The following is an 18,768-nucleotide window of genomic DNA, read 5'->3' as shown; positions in this document are numbered from 1 at the left end:
GTTGAAAGACTATCCTCTGAAGAAGTTATTTCTTTATTTAGATCAGTTTTCTTGGTACAGCTAAATACAAGCAGAACTAATAATATTTGACAGGCTTTTCTCAATATTTTAATGAATTTCATCAAAAATACTAAAAGTAAAGACACAAAAAAAGGCTCTCAAAATTTGAGAGCCTTTTTTTGTTATAGTAAACTTGTATTATTAGTCAAGTTTTATAGTATTCCCTAATGATTGTCTATCTTGACGAAATCCTTCAGATTGATTATTATTTTTTAGTTGATTACCATTAGAATGAAAATCAAGTTTTCTTCCTTGATTTTGTCCAGTTATTACACCTTCTTCATTATATGAACTTGTTGCTGAATTTATTGTTGGGTTAGCAAAAGATGTTGCTACTACTACTAAAGAAAATAATCCGATTGTTAAAGCTGTTTTTTTCATGTTCCTGGGGGGTATTAAATGTGATTTTTTGTTTTTGGAGTTGATCGCCTTGTGCGAATCATGGTGTAAAACTAACTCCAGAATCAAAAAAAATTTATACGAAAAATTGGCTTTATGGTAGATCATGCCCAAATGATAGTCAATGAGCGTCAAATCTGTGTAAATATCTAATTTTTAGACCTCTAAGTAGTTTCCCGCTGCGAAATCAGCAATAATTAAATCGATATTTGATTTGTAGGTCTTTGAAAAAGGGATCTTTTTTGGAGAGTTTTTTATGTAACAAACTGAGTTCCCGTGGTGAATTCTAGAAATATAATTTTGATTGATAATATAACTATTGTGAATTCTTACAAAAGGTAGAGATAATACAATTTCAAAATGTTTTAAAGTTTTAAAAGCAGTAACCATTTCGCCAGAACTCAAATAAATATCTGTCGAATTATTATCGGCTTGAAAATAGCAGATATCAGCCGCATTCATATAGCGATAATCGCCATATGATTTTACACAAATAATAAGCGGTTTTTCGGCCTCCTGAGTTATTTGTACTTCTCTAATAATAGTTGGTGTTATTTCTTCTTTTAAAACAGGATTTTCGACTATAGAAACAATTTCTTGAGGAACAATAGTTTCAGGCAAAACTGCAGTAATGTTTGTATTTTTTGACTCAACAAGTATTTTATCTAATTTGAGAAGTGTTTTGAGTAGATCAATGTGGGTTAAAGGCTTTATGATATAATCAAAAACGCTGTACTGAATAGCTTCGAAAGCAAAATCTTTTTTGGTTGTAGTAATTATTATTTTAGGAATAATAGCCAGATATCGATATAATTCGCCAATAAATGCCAATGACAAATTACTTAAAGAATTTTCAGGATCAACTTCGAGAAAAACAAAGGACGGCCGATGTTCCAAAACTAAATTTAAACCTTGAAGGTAATTCGTAGCAGATGCTATAAAAGTCAATTCTGAGAAACCTTCTGCAACGATTCTGGTTTTCAAAACACTTTCAGCGTCATTGTCAATAATAATGTACGAATATTTTTTCAATTTTTTGTTTATGGTGTATTATACGCAATTAAATTTACGCATTTCAATATTCTAATCATTTCATTGTTAACACATTAAAACAAAATGTTAATACATAAGGACGAAATGCAGAAATCATCGATGAAATGCAAATCTCAAAATTAAAAAAATCCCAAACTCCTGCTAGGAATTTGGGATTTATATAGTGTTAAAATAAAAAATTACATTTTCATCAACCAATTTTTCATCGAAACTTCGTTCTCTATAATACCTCTTAATTCAGAGATTTTAACTCGATCTTGTTTCATTGTATCTCTATGACGAATTGTTACTGTTTCATCTTCTATTGTTTGATGGTCTACAGTAACACAAAATGGAGTTCCAAGAGCATCTTGTCTTCTATAACGACGACCAACTGCATCTTTTTCATCATACGCTACATTGAAATCCCATTTTAAATCTTCGATAATTTTTTTAGAAATTTCTGGCAAACCATCTTTCTTAACTAATGGTAAAACTGCCACTTTTGTTGGCGCTAAAACTGCTGGTAATTTTAGAACAGTTCTTGTTGATCCGTCTTCTAAAGTTTCTTCTTGCAACGATGTTGCAAAAACAGCTAAAAACATACGATCCAGACCTACAGACGTCTCTACAACGTATGGAACGTAATTTTCATTCAATTCAGCATCAAAATATTGCAGTTTTCTGCCTGAATATTGTTCGTGCGCTTTTAAGTCAAAATCTGTACGAGAGTGAATTCCTTCTAATTCCTTAAATCCGAATGGGAAGTTAAATTCAATATCTGCCGCCGCATTTGCGTAATGCGCTAATTTTTCGTGATCATGAAAACGGTAGTTCTCTTTTCCTAGTCCTAGAGACAAATGCCATTTTAAACGCGTTTCTTTCCAGTGATGGTACCATTTCATTTCTTCACCCGGACGAACGAAAAACTGCATTTCCATTTGTTCGAATTCACGCATACGGAAAATGAATTGTCTTGCAACAATTTCGTTTCTAAACGCTTTACCTGTTTGAGCAATTCCAAATGGAACTTTCATACGGCCTGATTTCTGAACATTCAGGAAATTCACAAAAATCCCCTGAGCTGTTTCTGGACGCAAATATAAATCCATTGCAGATTCTGCAGAAGCTCCAAGTTTAGTTCCGAACATTAGGTTAAATTGCTTTACGTCTGTCCAGTTTTTTGAACCAGTTTCAGGGTCAGCAATTTCTAATTCTTCGATTAAAGCTTTTACATCCTGAAGATTATCAGTCATTCCTTTTGCAAGCCTTGATAAAATTTCTTTGTATTTTGAAAGATATTCTACAACGCGGGCATTTGTGGTAACAAATTCTTCTTCATTAAAAGCATCACCAAAACGAGCTCTTGCTTTTTCAATTTCTTTTTGAGCCTTTTGATTGATCTTTTCAGCAAAATCTTCTACTAAAACATCGGCTCTATATCTTTTTTTAGAATCTTTATTATCAATTAATGGATCATTGAAGGCATCAACGTGGCCTGAAGCTTTCCAAGTCGTTGGATGCATTAATATTGCAGCATCAAGGCCGACAATATTCTCATTCATCTGAACCATTGATTTCCACCAATATTCACGGATATTCTTTTTTAACTCGACACCATTTTGTGCGTAATCATACACAGCACTTAATCCATCGTATACTTCGCTTGACGGAAATATAAATCCGTACTCTTTTGCGTGCGAAACCACATTCTTAAATAAATCTTCTTGTTTTGCCATAGTGATGCAAAAATATAAAAAGTACTTTTAAAAAAAAGAAAAATAATAAAGATTGAAGGATTGATTTCGTTATTTTTGTAACTAAATTCTTTCTATTTGTGTTTAATTATCTTATAAGCCTATTTTTTCCTAAAGTTTGTGCCGGATGCCGGCAACTTTTACTAAATGATGAATCTGTGTTATGCACCAGCTGTCGACACGAAATGCCTCTTACGCAATATCATTTAGACTCAAATAATGAAGCCGTTAAAAAATTTTATGGCAAAATTGAAATTGAACACGCTTCGGCATTTTTGTATTTCAATAAAAAAGGAATAGTTCAGGAATTGATTCATAACCTAAAATACAAAGGTCACGAAGAAATTGGTGCGCTCTTAGGAAATTGGTACGTAGAAGATTTGAAAGAATTAAATCTGAAAACTCCTTTTGATGTTGTAATTCCGGTACCGCTCCATCCGAAAAAATTTAGAGAACGCGGTTACAATCAAGTCACAACTTTTGGAAAAGCTTTATCCGAAGGTTTTAATATCAGCTTTGATGATTCTATTTTATACCGAAAGAAATACACGAAAACACAATCTAAAAAGAATCTTTTGGGAAGATCTGAAAACATTGATGCTATTTTTGACGCCAACTTCTCAGAAGCAAATCAAAACAAACATTTTTTAATTGTTGATGATGTTCTTACTACCGGCGCAACTCTAGAAGCCTGTTCACGAGCATTACTAAAAATTCCCGGAGCTAAGATTAGTATTGTTTGTATGGCGATGGCGAACTCTTAAAAAGAATAAATTCCAAATTCCAACTCATTTTTAATTTGAATTTGGAATTTAAATATTGAAATTTAGTTAACTACAAGTTTCTTAACTGTTCTTCGATCTCCATCAATAACCGTTACAAGATAAATTCCTGAAGACACATTTTGCAATTGAATATTTTGATTGAACTGAGTTGTAGTTTCAAAAGTATTAGAATATACATTTTTGCCTAGGATATCATGAACAAATACTTTAACTCCTTTTGTTCCCTGGCTTTCAAACTGAATGTTGAAATTTCCTTTATTGGGATTTGGATAAAGACTGAAATCTATATTTTCGAAATCACTAGTTCCTAAAGTAAACGTTTGACCGCAGATGCTTATTGAAGCTGAATTTAAAGTACCGAAACTTCCAGTAACTGCATCTCGAACTCTTAAAGTCCAAGTTCCTTGTGTATTTTGCCCATTAAAAACACTTAAAGCATCTACAGGAATAACAATCTGCTGAGTAGTTGCATTACAATCTAGAGCGGCACCGGCATCATCAAACTGGAGTGCTAAAGTTGAATTTGTAGATTCGCAGTTTTTATTAAATAAACGTACAATAGTTCCTTGTGGGTTTACGATTTGAATTTCAATATCAGAAAATCTTGCATGTGTTACATTTACAGAAACATTTACATCTGCAACCGTTGCACCAGTATCTGGAACTGTTATTGTTCTAGTCACAAAAGCAGCAGTATTTGGAATTGAAAATGAACTCCCAAAGCTATAAGAATCACAGGTTGCTGATGACGTATAACCAACTGCAAAAGCTTTGCTGTTAATTGCATAATAAATATTTCCCGTAGGTTCAATCAAGATCCTGCAATTTTTAGATGAAGGTACGCTTGTTGGAAGTACAATTGTCTCAGAACCGTCATTTGGAGTATTTGCCGCTAAAGTTATCGGAAAAGTTAAACCTCCGTCTGTAGATAATTTTATGTTAACCGTAGTAGAACCTTGCAGCGTATTTGTATTGTTTACACTCCAAGTTACTGTTTCGCTTAATCCCTGCCACCAGCTTACATTATCATTTGTATGAGAAGTTATCGCAAACGGACCAGCGAATGAAGCAACATTTACCACCATTGCATCTGTATTGGTTTGTGCTGTTCCTAAAGCTGCATTATCTCTTCCCGTTAAGGTAAAATGCAACGTTCTTGCAATAGACGAAACTGACTCCCAAGTTGTGGTTAATCTATTTTGAAGAACTGAGCTGTAGCTAGGCATATAACGAATTGTACTGCTGCTCGGAATCACAGATCTAAACAAAGGACCATCTGGTTTTGTTGGGTATGCTATACTGTTTGCTCCAGAAGTTGTTGTGGCATTATCATTCTGTTCCCAAGTATAAGTTACCGAATCTCCTTCAGGATCAGAACCTGTTCCTGTTAGAATAAAAGCCGTACCAATGGGAATAGTATAATCTTCTCCAGCATTTATTGTAGGTGGATTATTTGTTATAGCAGTATTTACCGGACAACTTTTTGATGCAAGAGTATTTTGAATCTGCAGAATACTAGCATAAGCAAAATAATCATCAGAAGCACTTTGAATATCATAATCAACAGTAACTCCAGCATAAGCCATTATTGTCGTACCGCTTCCTGGCTCAACATTTACGGTGGTTCTTTCTTCAGAATCATATGAAAATGTATGATTTGCACCTAATTGATGACCGAATTCATGCGCTACAAAATCAATATCAAATGTGTCTCCCTGAGGTTTTGAATCAGAAGGCGAAGTATAAGCACTTCCCTTTCCTAAAGGCACATTAACTGTTGGGTTGGTACAAACACAGCCTATACAGCCTGCGTTTCCGCCACCGCCCGAAGCTCCAAATAAATGCCCAATATCATAATTCGCATTTCCAATTACGTTGGTTAAAGTCGTTTGCACTTCCTGATTCCATGCGCCGTCTGCACCTGTAGAAGCATTCGAGTAAGGATCACTTGCTGCATCTGTATAAATTACAGCATCTGTATTGGCAATTATGACCAATTTTACGGCCAAATCTTTATTAAAAATACCATTAACTCTCGTCATTGTTGCATTCATTCCGGCTAATGCAGCAGCTTTTGTACCTCCAAAAAAAGTAGTATACTCGGCGGTACAAGACAATGCCAAACGCATTGTTTTAAAAACTTTTGTATTAGATGCAGTTTTCGCCGTTTTGCCAGAAAGATTTTTATCTAAAAATAAATCGTCTGTTTTACAAAGTAATCTTTTTGAAGTGGTACTATTTTTAGCAAATAAAACATATTCTGCTGGATTGTCTGGATTTGTTTCAATAAACTCAGTCGATTTATCAGGACGAAGTACCATGGTTTGTACTCCTGCAGGAGAAACGCTAAAATGAATTTTCGCCGTTTTATCATCTAAACCCCTTCCTTCATACGCTCTTATTTCTGGATATTTTGCCTGTAATTCTGGCTCAAAATTCGAAGATTCCCAAACTGCAAACCTTTCTAAAACACCTGCTGCATTTGGAAAAGTGATTTCTACAGTACCGTTTTGCGTCGTTTCATTTGTCGCAGGAGAAAGTTTTGATTTTAAAAAATCTGAATTTAATTTATAGTATAATTTATCAGAATCGGATGAATTTATCTTTTTGCTGAGAGCAGAACTTGAATTTGACCTCTGCCACAAGTCATCGCTTTGAGCATAAATGTTGGCGCAGCTAAAAATAAAAAATATAAAAAGTAGTTGTTTTTTCATACTCGTGGCAAATTGATCAATCAAAATTAAACGAATTAAATTAAATTCTTACATAAATACGACAATTAATGCTTTTTAGTCGACGAGCTGGCCATTTTTCACAAAAAGAAACCCAAACTCTCCAAAAAATCAACTTGGCTTGATATAAAATTCAAAATAGATAGTATAAATTTGCAGCATCTTAAATTATTTGTTTTGAAGCTCTTTCATTCTATAAACGATTTCCATTCGACCAAGAAAACGATTTTAACTCTTGGTACTTTTGATGGTGTACATATTGGTCATAAAAAAATTCTGGAACGAATTACTCAAAATACTGAAAATGGGAAATACGAAAGTTTAGTGCTTACTTTTTTTCCGCATCCGCGAATGGTTTTACAAGAAAAATCAGAAATAAAACTCTTAAATACTATTTCTGAAAAATCAAAACTTTTAGAAGCTACCGGAATTGAAAATCTTGTTATTCATCCGTTTAACGAAAGCTTCTCGCGATTAACTGCCGAAGAATTTGTGCATTCTATTTTTGTAGATCAATTTCAAATTCAAAAAATAATTATTGGTCACGATCACCGTTTTGGAAGAAACAGGACTGCAAATATTGACAATTTAATTGCTTTTGGAGCTGAATATGGGTTTGAAGTAGAACAAATTTCTGCAGAAGAAATACAAGATGTTTCTGTAAGTTCTACCAAAATCAGGAAAGCTTTAAATGAAGGAAATATGGCTTTAGCCAATGAATATCTGGGTTATGCTTATTTTTTATCCGGAGAAGTTGTTAAAGGAAAACAATTAGGAAGAACAATTGGTTTTCCGACAGCAAACATTCAAATTGAAGAAGATTACAAGTTAATTCCAAAAAATGGGGTTTATGCTGTTAAAGCCGTAATCGATCAAAAAGAAGTTTTTGGAATGATGAATATTGGGTTCAATCCAACTGTAAATGGCCAAAAGCAAACTATTGAAGTAAATCTTTTTGATTTTGATGCCGATATTTATGGCAAAAAAATCGAAGTTTCACTATTGCAATATCTTCGCGAAGAGCAGAAATTTGGTTCAGTTGACTTACTGAAAGCGCAATTAAGCCAAGACAAAAAAGATGCTTTAGCTTTTGTGAAGCAGCTTTAAAATATACTGCACTATACTTTTTGCCTTTTTTAAATCATCGTAGTTATTTTTTTAGTAAATTTGATATAGAACTCTGTTTATCAAATATTTACTATTAACTTCTAAAAATAACCACTATGAAATTACCTAAAGAAATAACCAACGGTTTTTTGATTTTCCTCGGAATAGGCATTTATTTTTTATTAATGAATCTATTAGGTTTAGCAGATTTGTTTTACTTACGAACCCTAAATGTATTTTTTATCTTTTATGGCGTAAACAGAACTATGCAAATGAACCTTCACGAAGGAGAGAACAATTTTGTATCGAATGCTGTCTCAGCAATGGCAACTTCAGTAGTTGGCGTATCGATGAGTGTTTTTGGATTATTAATATATAGCTATGCCAGAGGGGGAGATGCCTACGTTAAAACATTATCAGAAACTTTTATGTTTGGAGGAGATCCTTCTGTTCCAACTTACTGCATCTGTTTACTTTTTGAAGGAATTGCGTCTTCGGTGATTGTCACCTTGATGATGATGTTATATTGGAACAACAAATATATCGCTGATTAATTATTCAAAATAAATCATATTATTAGCACTCTAAAATCATAAAAAAGTAAATTTCTTTGATTTTAGAGTGCTTCTTTTTTGAAAATAGCTGACAATTATTCATTTACAAATTCAATATTTGGTGATTACGACAATTTAACTACTTTTGAAATACCAAAAAAAATTAATCAATGACCATTACGAAACACAACTGGACTAAAGACGAAATAATTGCAATTTATAATAAACCTCTGATGGATCTTCTTTATGAAGCTGCAACAATTCATCGACAAAAGCACGATCCCAATGTTGTTCAGGTATCAACTTTACTATCTATCAAAACTGGCGGATGTCCAGAAGATTGTGGCTATTGTCCACAAGCTGCACGTTATAACACAGGAGTTGAAGGCAATGATTTAATGAGTGTCAGCCAAGTAAAGGCACAGGCTTTGCGTGCAAAGTCTAGCGGTTCTTCTCGAGTTTGTATGGGAGCGGCTTGGAGAAATGTAAAAGATGGTGAAGAATTTGATCAGGTTTTAGAAATGGTTCGTACCATAAACAAGCTTGATATGGAAGTTTGCTGTACTTTAGGAATGATTACAGAAAATCAGGCACAGCGTTTAGCAGAAGCAGGCTTATATGCTTATAATCATAATTTAGATACTTCTGAAGAATATTATAAAGACGTTATTTCGACACGTGCTTTTGAAGATCGATTAGAAACTATAGAAAACGTCCGTAAAACAAATGTCACCGTTTGCAGTGGCGGTATTATTGGAATGGGAGAAAGTATTGAAGACAGAGCCGGAATGCTTGTTGCGCTTTCTACTTTAAATCCCCAGCCAGAATCAGTTCCAATAAATGCTTTGGTTGCTGTAGAAGGAACTCCGATGGAAGAAGAAAAACCAGTTGAAATCTGGGAGATGATTCGTATGGTTGCAACAACAAGAATTGTCATGCCTGATACTCAGGTTCGTTTATCTGCAGGAAGAACTAATATGAGCCGTGAAGGACAGGCAATGTGCTTTTTTGCAGGTGCAAATTCTATTTTTGCTGGAGATAAATTACTGACAACGCCAAATCCAGATGTACAAGAAGACATGAAGATGTTTGAACTATTAGGATTGATTCCGCAAAAACCATTTGTTAAAGTTTCACAGCCACAAACGGTAGAAGCAGCTGATTCTCAATTTGCTCCACTAGGCGAAAAACCTAAATGGTCAAGACCAGGACATACCATTGAAAGAAACCTCGAGGCTTCGATCAAATCAAAAATTTAGTTAATTGAGTTAATACATCTCAATAAATATTTTTAAATTGCTTCTGAGTTCCAGAAGCAATTTTTTTATTTCAAAGAGATGAATTTAAAACAAATCGAAAGGGTAAAAAAGATCTCAAAATCCGATTTTATTTCCCAATACGTTAAAAAACAAATTCCAGTAGTTGTTGAAGAGCTGACCGAAGATTGGCCGGCTTATCACAAATGGAAATTATCTTATATCAATGATATCGCTGGTGATATTACAGTTCCGCTATATGATGATAGACCTGTAAATCATGAAGATGGCTTTAATGAAGCACATACTAAAATGAAAATGAGCGATTATATTGCTCTTTTACAATCAAAACCTACCAATTACAGAATCTTTCTTTATAATTTAATGAAAGTGGTGCCAACGCTAAAAGATGACTTCTTATGGCCGGATATTGGCCTCAAATTGGTTAAGCAAATGCCTATGCTTTTTTTTGGTGGAGAAAACTCCAAAGTGTTTATGCATTTTGATATTGATTATTCGAATATTCTGCATTTTCATTTTCATGGAGAAAAGCAGTGTATGATTTTTGCTCCTGATCAGTCAAAATATATGTATAAAGTACCACACGCTTTAATTTCGAGAGAAGATATTGATTTTGATAATCCTGATTATGATAAATTTCCGGCTTTAAAAAATGCAGAAGGATTTATCACTAATCTAAAACATGGAGAAATGCTTTATATGCCTGAGGGTTATTGGCATTATATGAAATATTTAACTCCAGGATTTTCTATGAGTTTACGTGCGTTTCCTAGAAACATTGCGAACTTATCTAAGGCGGCATATAATGTTTTTATTATGCGTCATTTTGATATAATGATGCGGAAATTTAAAGGCCAAAAATGGATTGATTACAAAAATGAAAAAGCAATTCAGAATACACATGAAAATTTAGAAAAGACTTTTTTAAGGAAAGTATCTTAATAAATAGAAAAAAAGCAGTTGTAGAATTTTAAAAACTACAACTGCTTTTTTTATTTAGCACTATTAAAAAACTATCTTTTTTGTTACTGTTTTTCCATTTTCAAAAATTACTTTTACCAGTAAAACCTGGTGACGAAGCTGTAAATGGGATATTTGCAATTCTGTTGCATTAACCTTGTTTTTATTAAAAACTTTCTTTCCGGATGTTTCAAAAATATTCACCTCGCTGATGTTTTCTTTTGATGACGTGAGTTTAATGATTTTATCTTTTACAGAAACTAAAACATAATTTTCAGTATTTTCAAAATCATCTGTTCCAAGTGTTTTATTTGTATAACGAAGAACAAAGCGATCTGCAAAAGTACCAGCTAAAGTAGTAAAAGTATAATTGCTGGCGCGTAAATCATGAATGTCGCCTGTATCTTTGTCTTCTAAATAAATAGATTGATAATTCATATTGCCGTCGGTTTGATCTATTGCAATCGTAAACTCTCCGTCAATTGTTGTGCGATACCCTAATGGAACTGAATCCCGATTAGTGAAAGGAAGAGCACGTCCTTGAATTACAAGGTTTTCTCCACTATTAATGCTATAAAAATCTAAATATTTATTTCCGTCAAGACTGGTTCCATCATATCTCTGATCATATTCATTAGTTGCTCCTTCAATATAACCAATCAGGGTTTGTTTAAATGCGCCTTCTGAATTAGTCATATTAAGCCATAAACGGTGTTTTTCTAGAAGAGTTTTTGATTCACTCCCGGGTTTGTAAAATTGACCGTTTGAAGCGCCTCCTCTTCTCATGTAGTTTTTAAATTGAATTATACCTGATGATACAGTACTAGCAAAAAATGACTGTCCTGCCGCAATCTCACCGCTTGGTAAGCTTTTATTGTTTTCAGGATCAGACGGATTACCGGTAGATTGCGCTGCAAATGCTGTTCTAACACCACCGCTTAAATTATAAGTCGCATAATCATCTGAGGCATATTTATAATTCGGACCTAAAACTACAGGTGTGTTATGTGTCCAAAAGTGAAGCGTTCCTTCTAAGAGATTATTTGCTAGTATAAAATCATCAGCATTCAAAGCCGAAGGATATGGATTTCCAATCAAATAATATTTCGAATCCAGTACGGTTTCTCCATTTATGTCTCCGTTATTAGGCACACCTACAAAAGCCACCGCAAACGGATTTCTTACTGTATTTGAATAGTTTTCGGGACCGCGTATGATATAACCTTTACCAACAATCATCACATCAGTACTAGGATGAGCAACCCACTTGGTTCCATCATAACTTAAATATTTATCACTAGCTGTTAGAGGAGAAACTCCAGCTAAAGTTTGTCCTTTAACCGGCGTTGACCAATACACATAATCTGCTTGGCGAATTGGTTTACTTGCACGTTTATAAGTAATATTTCCAGTATTTAAATTATTGTCAGTACTAGTCTGCAATAAGTTTGCTCCATCTGCAAATGTTAGGGAGCCCGAAACCACGTGCACACCTTTAACTACATTTAATGTTTTCCCATTTTGTATGGTAACCGCTGCCGCATTGCTTATTGTGCACGAACAAGCATTTACATCTGCACTTATATTGTAATCGCCGTTAAAATTCACTAAATTATCAGTTGTAGGTTCTAAACCGTAAGACCAACTTGTTCCATTCCATGTATTTGCCTGTATTGTTACATCTGTAGAATAGTTCAATCCACAGCTGTTATCAATCGCAAAATTATACTTGCCCATTACTAATCCAGAAATTGCCAAAGAACTTCCTGTATAAGGGCGACTAACAATAGTACTACCGTCTGATTGAAGCAAATTTCCAGACCCAGGCAAACCATTTACAACAATACTCCCTGTAGCCGTTGTGCAGTTTGGCTGTATAATATTTGAAATTGTAGGAGCAGCTGGAACTAAATTAATCGTAACCGTTGCTGATCCTCCAGTAAATCCAGCATTTCGTACACATGTATTTGCCCCTGTTACCGAGACTAATGTATAAGTTGTTGTATTTAGTACTGGAGTTGTGAAAGGAGTAAAAGCTGTTCCGCTTATGACTCCTGTTGCACTGCGGTCTGCACCTCCATTTTCTTTATAAACAACAGTATACGGACCGGCGCCATTTGTAGCTGTAAATATTAACTGAGGCACTCCAGATGTACAAAAAGGACCGTTAGCAGTAAGACTACCTTGAGGCAGCGGATTAACAGTAACAGTCGTGGAAGTTGAATACGCTTCATCACAAACTCCATTTTTTATCACTGCTCTAAATTGAGTAGTTTCTGTTAATGAAACGGAAGTATATGTGGCCGCTGTGTTTGAAATATCTGTCCAAACGCCTGATGAAGCAGTAAAGTATTGCCATTTTATAATTGAGCCTGTATGTGTTCCTAATGAAAGTGTACCACTTGTAAAACCACTGCAAATTGTACTGCCACCAGTAACAGATCCAGGAACAGAAGCTCCTGAAATTACAATGCTTCCTGTATTACCTGTTGTGATATTACTTACACATACTCCAGAAGTTAATTTTGTAATTGTTATAGCTCTTGTTCCAACAGTTGTTAAACCTGAAATATCAAAATTTCCTGTCCCAGCTGTTGTAACACTCATTGTTGCAGTTCCGCTTGCAACAGGATTAGTTAAATTATAATCTACTGTATAAACACCAAATGGTAATGAAGCCGCACTTGAGCTTAGTATTATTTTAGCGGCGCCTACTGTAGCGCAAGCATTTACAACTGAGATTCCTGTTATACTATAAGAAGGACAAGTATAAGTCACAACAACCTCTCCACGTTCACCTATCCCTCCAATCTGAGCAGCGGCACCTGCAGAGTTTAGAGCTCCACTTCCTCCTCCTCCTGGTGCGCTTCCAATATTTCCGGGATAACTACCTAAAACTACCGTTGAAGCTGGGTTACCACCATTTCCTCCACCAGGACTAGCTCCGTTGCCTCCTTTTCCAGAAGCAAGCAAAGCGGATATTAAAACGAAATTTCCAGCACCTCCTGTTTCCCCAGCAGCAGTCGATAAACCACCAATAGATGTTAGAGCTGAACCTCCTAATCCTCCTGCTGGCTGGTTTCCAGTTGTGTTCGCAATTCCACCTGCGCCACCACGAGCCAGAATACTTCCTTCGAAATTCAAAATGGTAGAATTTCCTCCTGAAGCTCCGTCAGAAGTTGTTCCTAAAGTTTGAGGAGCCACAATTGCCGTTAAAGTTGTACCTGGCACTACAGTAATATTTGATTTGGCATAAGCACCACCGCCACCGCCACCTGCACTTCTTCCCGTAGTCCCTATAGCCCCACTAGCTCCTCCACCTGCTCCACCTGCTCCCCAAGCTTCAACAGTTACCGTTGTAATTCCAGCCGGAACAACTAATGAACCGGTAGCAATAAATTTATGTGGTGGAGGTTGAGACCATAAAGAAGCGTAAGCAAAAATTAAAACAAGAGACAATTTTACTTTTGAAAGCGAGAATTGTTTTGAATAGAGCCTTTTAACAAATAAAAACGGCAATAAAATTTGGGCAAAAAGTAATAGTTGAAGTAAAGATTTTTTCATAACGTGGCATTTAAAAAATTTAAAAATTAGATTCAAAGTCAAATCGAATCATCTTGAAATTTAAACGGCTCACAATTAAACAGAAATACAAAAAAGTACCCTAAACTATATCCAAAATACTAAAATCAATGTAACGTACTTTTTTGTTTATTATAATGAGGCATTTAAAACTTTACAAGAAGTATTTAGGCGGATAAAAACTAAAAAATATGTGATTTAGCTTTCTTAAAAAACTTACCAAAAAGGCAGTATAACGGGCTTTTACGTTTGTTCGTCGGGTAAGAACAACAACAAGGTACGATTTTTTTTACATCTGTTTTTAAACTTTAACTTGAAAAACAACACTTTAACATTTCGAATAAAAAAACATTCAATTCAATTAAAAATTAAAAGCAACTGTTAATGTGTTTTTGACAGGAACTTTTCAACCCTTATATAAGCAAAAAATCCACTTCTTATATTTGAAGTGGATTCTTAAAATCAATAAATTTTCCTTTAAAAAATTATTTTTTTGCTTATCAAATATTCATTTTCCGAACTAACCTTTAGCAATAAAACTTGATTTGCTGCCTGTAGATTTATTATATCAAATTCTGATTGTCCAATATCTTTTTTATTGTAAAGCAGTTTTCCAGATATATCAAAAACAGAGACTTCTTGTAAATTTTCTTTCATAGAAGTTATTCTGATTACTTTGTTCTTAACAGAAATTAAAATATTGCTTCCAGTATCATTACCATTAGCTGTATTTAAAGGTTTGTTTGTATAACGTAGAAGAAATCGATCTAAAAAAGTTCCTGACTCTGTATTGAATTTATAACTGCTAACTCTTAAATCGTGTATAAGTCCCGTATTTTTATCTTCTAAATAAATGGGCTGAATACTCATGTTTCCATCGGCTTGATCTATTCCAATTGTAAATTCTCCATCCACTTTAGTCATATAGCCAAGCGGTATAATATCCGTATCTTCAAATGGCAGGCTTCGGCCTTGAATAACTAGATTTTTATCGTCGACGATACTGTAAAAATCTGCAAATTTATTTCCGTTAAAAGATTGAGTATCATACTTCACATCATATGAATTTGTGGCTCCATCAATATATCCAATCAAAATTTGCTTAAAGATACCTTCAGGATTTTTAAAGTCTATCCAAATGCGATGCCTTTCAATTTCATTTTTATTATGTAATTTATTGTATTTTCCAGGTTTAAAAAAAGTAGAGTTTTGTTCTACCATACGCATACTATCATCAAATTCTATTGTCCCCAAATTTTCACTTTCTACTAAAAAGGCTTGTCCTGAAGCAATTTTATTATCTGGAATATTTTCGTTAATACCTGACGATAGTGCGCCTCTCGTACCTACTCCTCCAAGCAAATTGTAAACGGCATAATCATCAGAGGCATATTTGTTATTCGCTACAGGAGTATTGTGAGTCCAAAAATGCAGTGCTCCTTTAATTTTTGATGCATTTTTTTTCAGAAAAACATCTGCATTAATAGTTGACGGGTAAGGATTTCCAACCAAATTAAAGACATATTTATCTCCTATGCTTACCTCTATTTTCCCATTTGTTGGAATTCCTTTAAAAGTTGCCTCAAACTTCTGAGCAACTGTTTCAGAAAAATTTTCTGGTCCTCTAATAATATATCCTGTTCCGAGGTTCATAGTATTTGACCCACTTTCTCTATGCCAGTTTTTTATTAAAAAATCATACGAATAATAACAATCAGATGCCGTATCTGGAGAAACATCAATTAATTTTTGATCTGCAACAGGAGAAGACCAATATGTGTAATCTTTCCCTAAAATAGGAGATGATTTTCTTTTAAGATGTATAATTCCAGTATTAATCATATCATCATCTGACTGATATAAATTTGACCCATCTTCTAAAATTAAAGTTCCTAATCCAGAATAAGAAAATTCAATTCCTAATGTATTTCCATTTAATAAGGTTACTGTCTTTCCTGCATCAATAGCGCAGCTGCATACATTTGCATTAGTCATAGAAGGGTAATCATCCTTAAAAAGAACTTCTTTTCCGCCTGAAGGAAAACCATTTGACCATGAAGTGCCATTCCAAACTGTAGCTTCTAAACAAAGTTTTAATCTCGCAATTCTGTGTTTAGAAATACCAGAAACGGAATTAAAATCACCGCCAATCATAAGTTTATAATCTGATGTAAAACCCATTGTATAAAGCTTGCTATTAAGATTAGCTTTAAAAGAAGGATCAAAATCACCTGATTTCAATAATCGAATTAACCTCAACGAAGAGGTACTTTTATAAGTTCCAGAAAAAGTGCCGCCAACTAAAATGCTATCATCTGGCTGTACTAAAATACTTCTGACGTCACCTTTATTAAAACCAATTCCAGAGTCAAATGTTGTGTCTAAACTGCCATTTGAATTTAATCGAAGAATTCGCTTTTGAGAAACTCCATTAAAGCTTAAAAACGATCCTCCAACAATTATTTTTCCATCTGATTGTACAGCTATTGCATAAATATATTTATCGCATCCAGTGCTAACATTAAAACTCAGATCAATACTTCCATCATTATTTAAACGAACTAACTTTGAAATTAAATGTCCATCAAAATTATTAAATCTTCCTCCGACCAAAATTTTACCATCGGGCAGAATCAAAACGGCTTCAATAATTGCATCTGCTCCCAAACCAACGTTAAAATTCACATCACGCGAACCATTAGATAATAGCCTGATTATTCTGCCTGAAGCTGCTTCATTATATTTAGTAAAATTTCCGGCAACAATTACTTTTTGATCCGATTGAATTGCCATTGCATAAACTTGACCGTTACAACCAGTACCGACATTAAAGGCAGGATCAACTGTACCATCTGGTAAAATACGAACGATTCGGTTAATGGATGTTTCATTGTATTTTGTAAAGTTTCCTCCAAATATAATCTTACCATCAGATTGTGAAATCGCAGTTTTAATTAAATTATTGGCACCAGATTGCCCAAAATTAAAATTAGAATCTGACGATCCATCCTCTAACAGTTTTGCAATTCTAGAAGCAAAATTACCATTGAATTTTTTGAAATTACCAAAAACCATAGTCTCTTTATTTTCTAGAGACAATATTTTGTAAACAGAATTATCAAAACCAACTCCAGCCGACAAATAACCCGTATCATATTCTCCTTCAGGATTAATTTTTGCTAATCTTCCTTGATTAAGACCATCAAAAACTGAAAATGATCCTCCAATATACCAAGATCCTTCTGCATCTTTTTCTAAAGCTAAAACAGATAATGTCGCGGGTCCAGAACCAAAATCAATATCGTTTTTAAGAACACCTACAGAATTTAAAAGACATACCCGATTAACATCAATACCATTATAATTACCGCTAAAAGAACCTCCTAACATAATATTTCCTGAGAAATCTGTTTTTATCTTTTGAACTGCTCCTGAGTTAAATCCAGTACCAGATAAAAAACTGTTGTCTACATTGCCGTCATCATTAAGTCTGATGATTCTATTAGCCAAAATGCCATTATATGTCGTAAATTTTCCGCCGAGAATTATTTTGCCATCAGCCTGAATTTCCATTGCATTGACATCATCATCAAAACCTGCTCCCACATTAAAACTTGAATCAACTCTTCCGTCTGAATTTAATCGAACAATTCTGTTAGTTGGAATTCCATTAAAAGAAATGAAATTTCCAGAAAGCAAAATTTTCCCATCCGATAAAACTCTCACGTTTGTGATGTTTGTGGAAGAACCTGAACCTATGAGAAAAGAGGTGTCTAAAGAGCCGTTAGGCATAATTCGCGCGATCCTATTAGCTGTTATATTGTTATATTTTGTAAAGCTTCCTGAAATAATAATTTTACCGTCAGGCTGTTGTGTAACTTCATAAATGATTCCAGTTGTTGCACCAATTAAAGTATTAAATGATGCATCATAAGTACCATCATTATTTAAGCGAATAAGTCTTCCGCAAGAAATTCCGTTATAAGTAGTAAAACTGCCTCCAACAATTATTTTGCCATCAGACTGTATATAAGTAGTGTAAACTTTGCCATTGAAACCAGAACCTACATTAAAACTTTCATCAATCGTTCCGTCTGGTTTTAAGCGTGTTAAATAAGGAGAAGGAATTCCGTTGAGATTTAGATAATCACCGCCAACTATTAGATTTTGGTCGGATTGTAAAGATAAAGTTCGTACTGAACTATCAAAACCATCTCCAGTCAAACCATCATCCAGCGTATTAAAAGTAATATCAACTTTTCCTTGCTGTGCATGCAAATCAATTTTTCCAATGCATACAATTAAAATCAATGAATAAAGTAATTTTTTAAACAAAATAAATAATAATCAGGTTAATAAATAATTATAAGAATTTTCCTGAAAATTAAAACCAGTTTTTTTAATACACAATACCCACTTTTAGGGATATTTGTAATTAAAAAAAGCCATTTATCAATTGATAAATGGCTTTTTAAGACAGACTATTTATTTGTCTGTAATTGTACTTAATTATCTATTGAAAA

The 18,768-nt window shown here is 34.0% G+C and carries 11 protein-coding genes; 5 read left to right on the top strand and 6 right to left on the bottom strand.

Going from position 1 to position 18,768, the window contains the following annotated elements; all coding sequences use genetic code 11:
- Positions 1-201: 201 nt before the first annotated feature.
- The 3 genes from IR010_RS13805 to IR010_RS13795 form a co-directional block, all read right to left on the bottom strand.
- A complete protein-coding gene (locus IR010_RS13805; protein ID WP_029270984.1) occupies positions 202-441 on the bottom strand; it encodes a hypothetical protein in 240 nt (79 codons plus the stop codon).
- Between the two features lie 174 nt (positions 442-615).
- Complete coding sequence (locus tag IR010_RS13800) at positions 616-1,491, bottom strand: LytR/AlgR family response regulator transcription factor (protein WP_194604641.1); 876 nt, start codon at positions 1,489-1,491, stop codon at positions 616-618.
- Positions 1,492-1,691: 200 nt separating this feature from the next.
- On the bottom strand, positions 1,692-3,230 hold the full coding sequence (locus tag IR010_RS13795; protein ID WP_029270986.1) for a glycine--tRNA ligase: 1,539 nt from the start codon (positions 3,228-3,230) through the stop codon (positions 1,692-1,694).
- 203 nt (positions 3,231-3,433) lie between these two features.
- On the opposite strand from IR010_RS13795, the gene IR010_RS13790 reads away from it, so the two are divergent.
- Positions 3,434-4,012 carry a ComF family protein gene (locus IR010_RS13790; protein WP_194570175.1) on the top strand — a complete coding sequence of 193 codons (579 nt, stop codon included), beginning with the start codon at positions 3,434-3,436 and terminating at the stop codon, positions 4,010-4,012.
- A 62-nt stretch (positions 4,013-4,074) separates the two neighbouring features.
- Here the strand turns inward: IR010_RS13790 and IR010_RS13785 are convergent, their stop codons facing one another.
- The gene (locus tag IR010_RS13785) at positions 4,075-6,747 is read right to left on the bottom strand and encodes a reprolysin-like metallopeptidase (RefSeq protein WP_194604636.1); all 2,673 of its coding nucleotides are present in this window, start codon (positions 6,745-6,747) and stop codon (positions 4,075-4,077) included.
- Positions 6,748-6,942: 195 nt separating this feature from the next.
- On the opposite strand from IR010_RS13785, the gene IR010_RS13780 reads away from it, so the two are divergent.
- The 4 genes from IR010_RS13780 to IR010_RS13765 all read left to right on the top strand — a co-directional run bounded on the left by IR010_RS13780 (position 6,943) and on the right by IR010_RS13765 (position 10,645).
- Positions 6,943-7,872, top strand: coding sequence for a bifunctional riboflavin kinase/FAD synthetase (locus IR010_RS13780; protein ID WP_194604633.1), 930 nt, complete (start codon positions 6,943-6,945; stop codon positions 7,870-7,872).
- A 116-nt stretch (positions 7,873-7,988) separates the two neighbouring features.
- Positions 7,989-8,426 carry a hypothetical protein gene (locus tag IR010_RS13775; protein WP_029270995.1) on the top strand — a complete coding sequence of 146 codons (438 nt, stop codon included), beginning with the start codon at positions 7,989-7,991 and terminating at the stop codon, positions 8,424-8,426.
- Between the two features lie 170 nt (positions 8,427-8,596).
- Positions 8,597-9,685 (top strand): biotin synthase BioB, encoded by a 1,089-nt coding sequence (gene bioB, locus IR010_RS13770; protein ID WP_194570169.1) that lies wholly within the window; start codon positions 8,597-8,599, stop codon positions 9,683-9,685.
- 78 nt (positions 9,686-9,763) lie between these two features.
- On the top strand, positions 9,764-10,645 hold the full coding sequence (locus tag IR010_RS13765; protein WP_194570167.1) for a cupin-like domain-containing protein: 882 nt from the start codon (positions 9,764-9,766) through the stop codon (positions 10,643-10,645).
- A gap of 63 nt (positions 10,646-10,708) precedes the next feature.
- Here IR010_RS13765 and IR010_RS13760 read toward each other — a convergent pair whose 3' ends face one another.
- Positions 10,709-14,227 carry a T9SS sorting signal type C domain-containing protein gene (locus tag IR010_RS13760; protein WP_194604630.1) on the bottom strand — a complete coding sequence of 1,173 codons (3,519 nt, stop codon included), beginning with the start codon at positions 14,225-14,227 and terminating at the stop codon, positions 10,709-10,711.
- A gap of 495 nt (positions 14,228-14,722) precedes the next feature.
- A complete protein-coding gene (locus IR010_RS13755) occupies positions 14,723-18,556 on the bottom strand; it encodes a T9SS sorting signal type C domain-containing protein (RefSeq protein WP_228515168.1) in 3,834 nt (1,277 codons plus the stop codon).
- Positions 18,557-18,768 lie beyond the last annotated feature (212 nt).

It is taken from the genome of Flavobacterium sp. MR2016-29 (assembly GCF_015350695.1).
In the GTDB taxonomy this organism is placed as follows: Bacteria; Bacteroidota; Bacteroidia; order Flavobacteriales; family Flavobacteriaceae; genus Flavobacterium.
This window is presented reverse-complemented; position numbering and strand designations above follow the sequence as displayed.

Bases quoted from the DNA above. Each gene is read 5' to 3' on its own strand.
- IR010_RS13805 (WP_029270984.1), bottom strand. From the start codon at position 441: ATGAAAAAAACAGCTTTAACAATCGGATTATTTTCTTTAGTAGTAGTA.
- IR010_RS13795 (WP_029270986.1), bottom strand. From the start codon at position 3,230: ATGGCAAAACAAGAAGATTTATTTAAGAATGTGGTTTCGCACGCAAAA.
- IR010_RS13790 (WP_194570175.1), top strand. From the start codon at position 3,434: ATGCCTCTTACGCAATATCATTTAGACTCAAATAATGAAGCCGTTAAA.
- IR010_RS13785 (WP_194604636.1), bottom strand. From the start codon at position 6,747: ATGAAAAAACAACTACTTTTTATATTTTTTATTTTTAGCTGCGCCAAC.
- IR010_RS13775 (WP_029270995.1), top strand. From the start codon at position 7,989: ATGAAATTACCTAAAGAAATAACCAACGGTTTTTTGATTTTCCTCGGA.
- bioB (WP_194570169.1), top strand. From the start codon at position 8,597: ATGACCATTACGAAACACAACTGGACTAAAGACGAAATAATTGCAATT.
- IR010_RS13765 (WP_194570167.1), top strand. From the start codon at position 9,764: ATGAATTTAAAACAAATCGAAAGGGTAAAAAAGATCTCAAAATCCGAT.
- IR010_RS13760 (WP_194604630.1), bottom strand. From the start codon at position 14,227: ATGAAAAAATCTTTACTTCAACTATTACTTTTTGCCCAAATTTTATTG.